A 5,754-nucleotide genomic window follows, 5' to 3' on the forward strand; every position below is an offset into this window, starting at 1 on the left:
GCGGTGTTACTACCACCAACAAGGCAAACTTATCAACCATTTGCACAAATTAATAAGCTAATCTATGATACACGATCCTTTATCGGTTTCTCGTGACGATTTAGCGACTATTCGCTATCACTTGTTTTCTCTCTTAGACGACTTTTACTCATTGGAAGGCAACTACGCTATTATCGATACCTTCTTCGAGAAATTGAATCTAAATACATCTGAGAGTGAATTAAACGTTCGGATTATTGAATCTGAACTATCAGACCTAAAAGCAAATCTTGACGGCTATAAGGAAGCTATTAAGCAAATTTACGCTCTCGTTAAAGAACTTGATTAAATACCGAGCGTGTTCGGTTTTTGGGGAAATTCCTACCATAGTCTGAATTTGATTTCGGGAACGTGTTCTCGTTTTCAAAACTCAGTCAATTCGTTCGGAATCGAACGTTTTGCCACTCTACCAAATTTAACACCGAATTCGGTGCTAAAATCTCCTGCTACACCTATAGGTATAGACGTGAAAAGAGTTTGATTTTTAACCATCTCTCGTTATGTTCGCACATCTATAGATATACCCAGAAAGATAAAGAAATTTACGGGAATATAATCCTGTGAAAATCATCATCAATGACTGTTGCTACCATTATAATAGTAGCAATCGTCAAAACGCTGACAGAGTAAGCCTTTTCGACTAACTATTTTGTGTACCAGTTAACTGGTAAAGAGAATGATTAACCTATTCTAAAATCATCATCAATGTCCGTTGCCACAACTATAGTTCTAGCAATCGTCAAAACGCTGACAGAGTGAGCCTTTTCGACCTTGTGTATAGAGTCTCTGTACTTTACCAAATTTAACACTAAAAATAGCCTTAAAATCTCCTGCTAAAGCTATAGCTATAGAAGTAGGCGGAAACATAGGGTTCGTGTCATGAGGGGCAGTCTTCAAAAAAATAGTACAAATCAATTAGTTTTTAGCCTTAATTGATAAGTTATTTGAATCAAAGTTGTCCATTTTTAACCATTTATGGGCAAGTCATTTAAAATAGGTAGTATGAATAGTTAATTTTTCGTCCCTTCATCGATCGTTGTCAAATATCATTTATGGGCAAGTTTAAATTATGTCACTCTCAGTCCCCCTTCTACAAATACCCAACCCCATACTATTTAATTTTTGTCAAATAGCTTTTTTAGTATATATTTGTATAACTTATTTATTAGCATAAGACTATATGAAATAATTTTTTCTAACTAAAACCTTGAAAGGTTTATATACCAACAGTTATTTTGTAAGTTGCACTTGGTTGCACGAACCCTATGTTTCCGCCAAGTAAAAAGAGGAAGGCTTGTCTCTAAAAGTGTCCGCGCGGACACAAATAATTTACCGCGCTATGGTGCGGTGACTTTTTACAGCTTCTTACTCTCTTTCAAACCTTTAAGGATTGAAAACAGTTTAGTCGGACGTGTCCGAGTAGGTTAAGCAATTTTCTCTCACAACTTTTTGTCAACACGTGTTGACAGTTTCTTGAGTTTAACTTGCATCACAAAACATTTCTATTTCTGAGTTTTCGAGCGACCTAAAGGTAAAGATTTCTTTACAATTTCTGTAAACCCTTGTAAAATAACCTTTGTAAACCTAACTAATTTAGTGACAATTTTTTAGTAGAGTTTTTTTATCTTAGGGTTTTGCCTTAAGATACTACACCTTCAAAATCGTCTTTTCCTTCGCTAGACTTATTGTAATTTGTAATCAAGTCGCTCGATTGTCAATGTTTCATAAGAATAATACTTGTACTGTAAGCAAGGTTTGAGGCTTTCCCCAATATAATAGGAGTTAATGGCTTATCAAAGAAAAATTAAGCAGCTTGCAACTCCTGACATTTAATTTCTGAGTACCAATTTTCGTAAATCTGTTCCCAGACGGCTTGATCGACTTTACTTTTAATTCGGTAATACCTTAATTGTTTCCCGTTTTCCCACGATCTAAAACAAGATTCGAGGTCATAGCCTAGTCGATTTAAAATCATTCTGAATCTGACCATCGCTTTATTTTTCTTGTTTTTCGTTAGGGATAAATCTATATCTAACGCTGTCTCGATCGCCGTGCCATGCTTTTCTATTTTCTCGTCTAACTCTTTTGACCATTGCTCGATCGACTGAGTTGTTATAGCTAATTCTTTAATCTTGTCTCGGGCTTGTTGCCATTCTTTAGAGGTTTCGTTTTTCTCTATGGCTATCTGTTTTAGATCCGCCATTTGTTGATCTGTTATCCCATTGGCTCTTATTGATAGGTCATCGATCGATATTCCTAAAATCTCTAAGGTTTTAGAGTAGATTGAGTTTTTGGATAATTCTAATAAATCTGAGAAGTAAACTAACTTATCATTTTCTTTACTATAATTGGCTTTCTTTTGTGCCTTTTCTCTGTCAAGAATTAAGTTTATTTCCGATCCTAATGAACAGAAAAAACGGCGCCGTAACTGTGGATATAAACTACCTAAATCAGCTATAACGAATTGAGTAAATAGGTCTAAATCCTCTAATAGCATTGGTGCTAAATTGCCATATCTTTTATTTAGATCGGTTCTCTTTTCCGCTAAACTTTCTTTTTTAGATTTCCTTTTTTTGCTCTTGATTTCTTCATACTCACTATTTGATAGAACTGAGCTATTCCAAAGATTCTGAGCATAATCTTTAGTAGATTTTTCCTTAATTTCTTGTTTCTTTTCTTTAATTTGGGTAATTTCTTTTTTAGTTATTTTTTCTTGATAGTTCATAATGTTGTACCCTTTATTTTCACAGTGAACAATAAAATTAGATCTAAGACCGCTTAAGTCCCCATTTATTCTACTTCCATATAAGGAATAATAAATGACTAACTCACTTGCAAATCTGAATTGATCAATATTAAAAATATAATTAGTTTGAGATAATTTATTATCAAAATGACTAATCATTTTTTGGTGATTTGCCGATCCATTAGCAATCATTGAGCAACGGCTTTCAGGTAAAAAGACATACCGATCGCAATCGCCTCGATAACGTTCTAAGGATTGCTCAAAATCGTCTAATGGATAATTCCCCCAAAATATCCCAAAAGACTTATCAATTTTTCCTACTACGTCAATATCCAGACTAACACCCGTGCTAATAGTGTTGGAATGTATAATTATTTGTGCTTCTTTTAATCTGTTTAAATTATCAGTTATTCCGCATTCTTTTCTGTCTGTATTTGATACCGTTTCTTGGTCTATCCGATAAATTTTGTCCTCTGGTAAAAACTCTAATAACCATTGTTCTAGGTTAATAGTTCCACTGCTAGAAATAACTTTTTGACCACTGGTACTTATTATAATTCTCTCACCTTTCTCGACTGCTTTTATTACCTCTTTTCTAAGTTTTAATTCGGAATCAATTATAATAAGATTTCTGTTTGAAAATGGCTTAAATTCGTTCTCAAAGCATACTACAGCTTTTAAATTGAGTCTCAACATATCGGATAAGAATTTAATATCTATATCTGATAAATCAGCGTCAGAACAAATGATAGTGCCACCATTATTAACACAATTAGATAGTAGTTTAAATAGTCTTTCTAATATATCACCTCTATTCTTTTTAATTTCTGTTTTAGCGTTTAATCCATGCCATAATATTTGAGATATTTCATCTAAAACAATTATGTCATAAGTATTTTCTGAATCTAATTTTAGCAGTGAATCTAAACAAATCGAGAGATTAAAGTTCTCTGTATTGCTTACTTTTCTCTGTAAATGAATGAACAAATCATCTTGATAGGAGTTTAACCCTAATCTTTCTGATAAGTTTCTCGACAAGGTTTGTCTATGGGTAATGTTTAATATTTTCTTATTCTGACAATCACTTTTTAAAACCTGAGCGATCGCTGTGGTCTTTCCTGTATTTTGTGCTGATTTTACCCCGATTATCTTTTTATTGTCTTTGAGTGCTGTTGCAATCAAATCACTAGGAAAATGTTTTTCATTTATCTTGATAGTTCCTGATAATTTACGAGTTCCTAACGCTCTTAACCGTGCTGTAAATTTACGATAAGAGATTGATTGCTGATAAAGTCGTCTAACACCTTTTATCCCATGTTTAACTAAATAATCATCAATACCTTTACATTCTGAGTCAGACCAATCAATAATCTTAACTGAGTTACCTAACTTAGATAATTTTTTCCCTAATGTTTTTGTCTGCTTGTTAACAGCTAACTTACTGGACAACTTTTGATCCGCCCGATCAAAGGTAATAAAAACTTCTCTCTTATTTTCGAGTAACCATTTTAACTCTGGTTTTAATTCGGTAAACCACGATGAATGATCCTCTGTAACTCTTTCTGAGTGAGTTGTGACAGAAAAACTTGCCACTGCAATAATTCCCACGCTGATTAATGCAGCCGCCTTTTTTACTCCCTCTGTTATAGAAACAGAAATTTGAGGATTATCTTTTATCCATTGCCATTTATCGGAATAGTTATCCAGTGGCAATGATTCAATTTTGTACTTTTTGGCTAAATGCTTAATAACCCTCATAGGAATATTAAGGAAGATAAAAGGTGTATTTGCCCCTTTGGGTGTCTCGTATTTAATTATTTTTTCTGATTGCTTACTGTAATCAAAATAAGTTCTAGGTAAATTTGGCTTTGTTTGAGCAAAATCTACCATTTTCGTTATCGGATTAAAGGTATTAACGTACCAATAACCGCTATAAAGATGATTATATTTTTTAGCTATAACTGAGCTAACGCCCGTGTTTGTTAAATCTTTTTTCTCAAATTTACAGTTATCAATAAATAATTTAAAACCCTCGAAACCCTCGACATAATTAAAGTTGAGCGATACTACATCTTCAGATATTCCGCTATCTAACCAATCTTTTAAAGCGTTTTGAAAACTTAAATTTTTTGGGGATAATTGCTTATTTTGCTCTTTTATCATATAATTAATTTAGTTTTAATAAATGCTTTTAATAATCCAAAAATTAAAAGATCATTTATTTGTGTTATTTGAAAACATAATAACTCCTAACCAGTACTATTTCAAGACTTTTCAAAAAAATAGTTTGATTAGGAGTTATTTTTGTTATATGGATGATCACTTATTCATGTTATTTGTTCTCTATATTATCATAATCTTTATCTCTTATTTTCACAATAGAGAAATTTTTTTTCGCCTAGTAATTTTTTCTTTGATAATAAAAACTTTACCTTTTTTATTTTCTGAATACCACTTATTAAATTTTTATCCTTGAGAACTTTCTAAAACTTATTTTATTAGAAACAAAACTTAATATTTTATTGCATATATCCAAAAGCCTTGTATATCATAGCTTTTAACTACTTGTCTCTAGTCTTAGCTATTGCATGGATGCGTTAATAATTGCATAGATGCAATGGATTAACTTACTTTTTCTATTAGCTATTCTCTTTTCTTTTACTTTTATCCCTTTAGATTATCCTTAAAAAGTATTAAATAGAATTTCTCTTATGGGGAAATTTTACGTTTTATTTTTATTTTCTTCAGTGGTAAAAATTTAGTATCAATTTGTTTCTTATTTTTGGAAAAAGTGCAACAATAATTTGTTCTATTAATTTTCTAAAGTTATGTAACAACTCTCATAATATTCTTTACCCTAGTTTATCTGTTCTCTACTCTTAATCTAAGTGCGATCGCCTTCTTATGATTTTTTGTTAAGTAAATCTCTCTTATAAGAGAATTTTGAGGTACAATCCTTTTTAAGCCTT

The 5,754-nt window shown here is 31.9% G+C and carries 2 protein-coding genes; one reads left to right on the forward strand and one right to left on the reverse strand.

Annotated elements, in window-relative coordinates:
- Positions 1 to 64: 64 nt before the first annotated feature.
- A complete protein-coding gene (locus tag GM3709_RS18835) occupies positions 65 to 328 on the forward strand; it encodes a hypothetical protein (protein WP_066122681.1) in 264 nt (87 codons plus the stop codon).
- A 1,515-nt stretch (positions 329 to 1,843) separates the two neighbouring features.
- Here GM3709_RS18835 and GM3709_RS18840 read toward each other — a convergent pair.
- Entirely contained in the window at positions 1,844 to 4,948 is a 3,105-nt protein-coding gene (locus tag GM3709_RS18840) for a plasmid replication protein, CyRepA1 family (RefSeq protein ID WP_066122684.1), read from the reverse strand.
- Positions 4,949 to 5,754: the final 806 nt, after the last annotated feature.

Source organism: Geminocystis sp. NIES-3709, from assembly GCF_001548115.1.
GTDB lineage: Bacteria > Cyanobacteriota > Cyanobacteriia > Cyanobacteriales > Cyanobacteriaceae > Geminocystis.

Excerpts from the sequence above, each read along its gene's own strand:
- GM3709_RS18835 (WP_066122681.1), top strand. The coding sequence starts at position 65 with ATGATACACGATCCTTTATCGGTTTCTCGTGACGATTTAGCGACTATT.
- GM3709_RS18840 (WP_066122684.1), bottom strand. The coding sequence starts at position 4,948 with ATGATAAAAGAGCAAAATAAGCAATTATCCCCAAAAAATTTAAGTTTT.